The 1699-nt window shown below is 69.0% G+C and carries 1 protein-coding gene; it reads right to left on the bottom strand.

What is annotated here, in order from left to right:
- Positions 1 to 172: 172 nt before the first annotated feature.
- Complete coding sequence (locus tag M1248_RS33220; protein ID WP_317150934.1) at positions 173 to 1579, bottom strand: IS1380 family transposase; 1407 nt, start codon at positions 1577 to 1579, stop codon at positions 173 to 175.
- Positions 1580 to 1699: the final 120 nt, after the last annotated feature.

Raw genomic sequence — 1699 nt, 5'->3', positions numbered from 1 at the left:
TAGCCCCGATTTTTCGTCCAAGGTGATGGCAGTAGCGGTTTCCGGCTGGGAAGCGTCGCAAGCTGGGTTCTGCGGTTGCGGGCGTGCTGGGGTGGCCCCGTGTCGCCGGGTGGGGCGGGCTTTCCCAGGGCCAGTGGGTCTTTCGCGCTCGGTCGGTCAGTGGGGTGTTCGGTCAACCGAACGCGGTGCGGATGGTCTGCCAGGCGGTCGCGATCAGGGCTGCCCACCGCCAGGTGGCATCGAGGCGTAGCCGGGTTCGGCGGGCGCCGCGGGTGATGCGGGCGGCCACATGCAGGACGCGGTAGCGGAAGGTGGTGATCTCGGCGCGCGCCAGGTTGGGATGGTTTCGGAATCCGATCAGCCGTGCCCAGGTGACTAGATCGGCGGCGGCCAGGGTGATTTCCAGCCAGGCGGCGTTGGCCCAGAAGGACTGGCACGGCAGGTTACCCAGGCCGGTGGCTTTCAGTTCGCGGATGCGGTCCTCGACGCGGGCGTGCTGGCGGTGCCGTAGTTCCAGGCCGGCGACCTGGCCTGCCACCACGCCGGGTGCTGTGTCGGTGATGAACGCGGTGACGCGCATGCCGTCGGCGTCGGTGAACCGCAACTGCGCACCGGGATGGGGACGTTCCCTGCGCAGGATCAGCCGCGTACCCGGCGGCCAGCTGCTCAGGTTGACCAGGGTGGTGGCCTCGGCGACCCACGCGCCGTCACGGATGCCGCCTGTGGTGTCGATCGCCGGATACCAGCCCTCGGCGAGGTTGAGCGTGTCCACCGCGTCCTGCACCCGCCAGTCGACGGGGTAGCCGAAGGAGAATCCCACCCCCGCTGCCCGGCAGGCGTCGGCGAAGTCGTGGGTGGCCCCGGCGGTGTCGCAGCGCACCAGCACCTTCGGTCGGTCCGGATCATCGCCATGACTTGGGTCGGGTCGCCACGGCGCGGGCAGCGCTGCCAGCGCCTGCTCCAGAACGATGATGTGGTCGGAGGCGGTGTTGGAGCCGGCGTTGCCGGTGCGCAGCAGCCCGGCCAGGGCCTCCCCGCCGGAGATCTCGGGGCGGTCCAGGAACGCCAGCAGCGGATGGTGACCGAAGGACTTCTTCCAGGTCGGCGTCGCCCCGGTCTTGTTGTCGGAGTGATCGATGACCAGGGTGGCGTCGATGTCGATGTGCAGCCAGCCACCCGGTGCGGGGGCCGCGCCGGCGGCCCAGGCCGCCGCCCGTGCGCCGGCTCGGGCGGCCCGCACCCCGGGTAAGTGTGCGGCGTCGATGCGCTCATCGATTAACCGCCACATCGTGGTCGTCGACGCTTTCGCGCCGAACACGTGCTCCCGGTCGCCGCATACCTGGCCGACCCCGTCGATGCAGTCCGCTCCGTCGGCGACCGCAGCCGCCAGATCGGCGAACACCTCACCGGGCGCATACACCCACGGGCCGCGGTAGGTGTCGGCCAACGCGGCGGTGACCTGCGCTGATAACCCGGTCCGGTCGGCGAGTTCCCGCAACAGGCCCATCCCGGCGTGCGACACCACACCGTGGCCGTCGGCAGACACTTTCACCCGCGATGCGGCCGCGATATTCTTCACTTGCGAAGTGCCTTCCCGCCAGGATGGTTGAACCTTAGAGAAGTCCAATTATTCCTTGCAGGACAGGCACTTTCGCTTATCTACACACCGTCACAGGCGACATTGCGCGAAAAATCCGGG

Origin of the sequence: Mycobacterium sp. 29Ha (assembly GCF_032883055.1) — a bacterium.
Classification (GTDB): domain Bacteria; phylum Actinomycetota; class Actinomycetes; order Mycobacteriales; family Mycobacteriaceae; genus Mycobacterium; species Mycobacterium gallinarum.
Note: the sequence above shows the minus strand (reverse complement) of the source record. Positions and strands in the feature narration are given on the sequence as shown.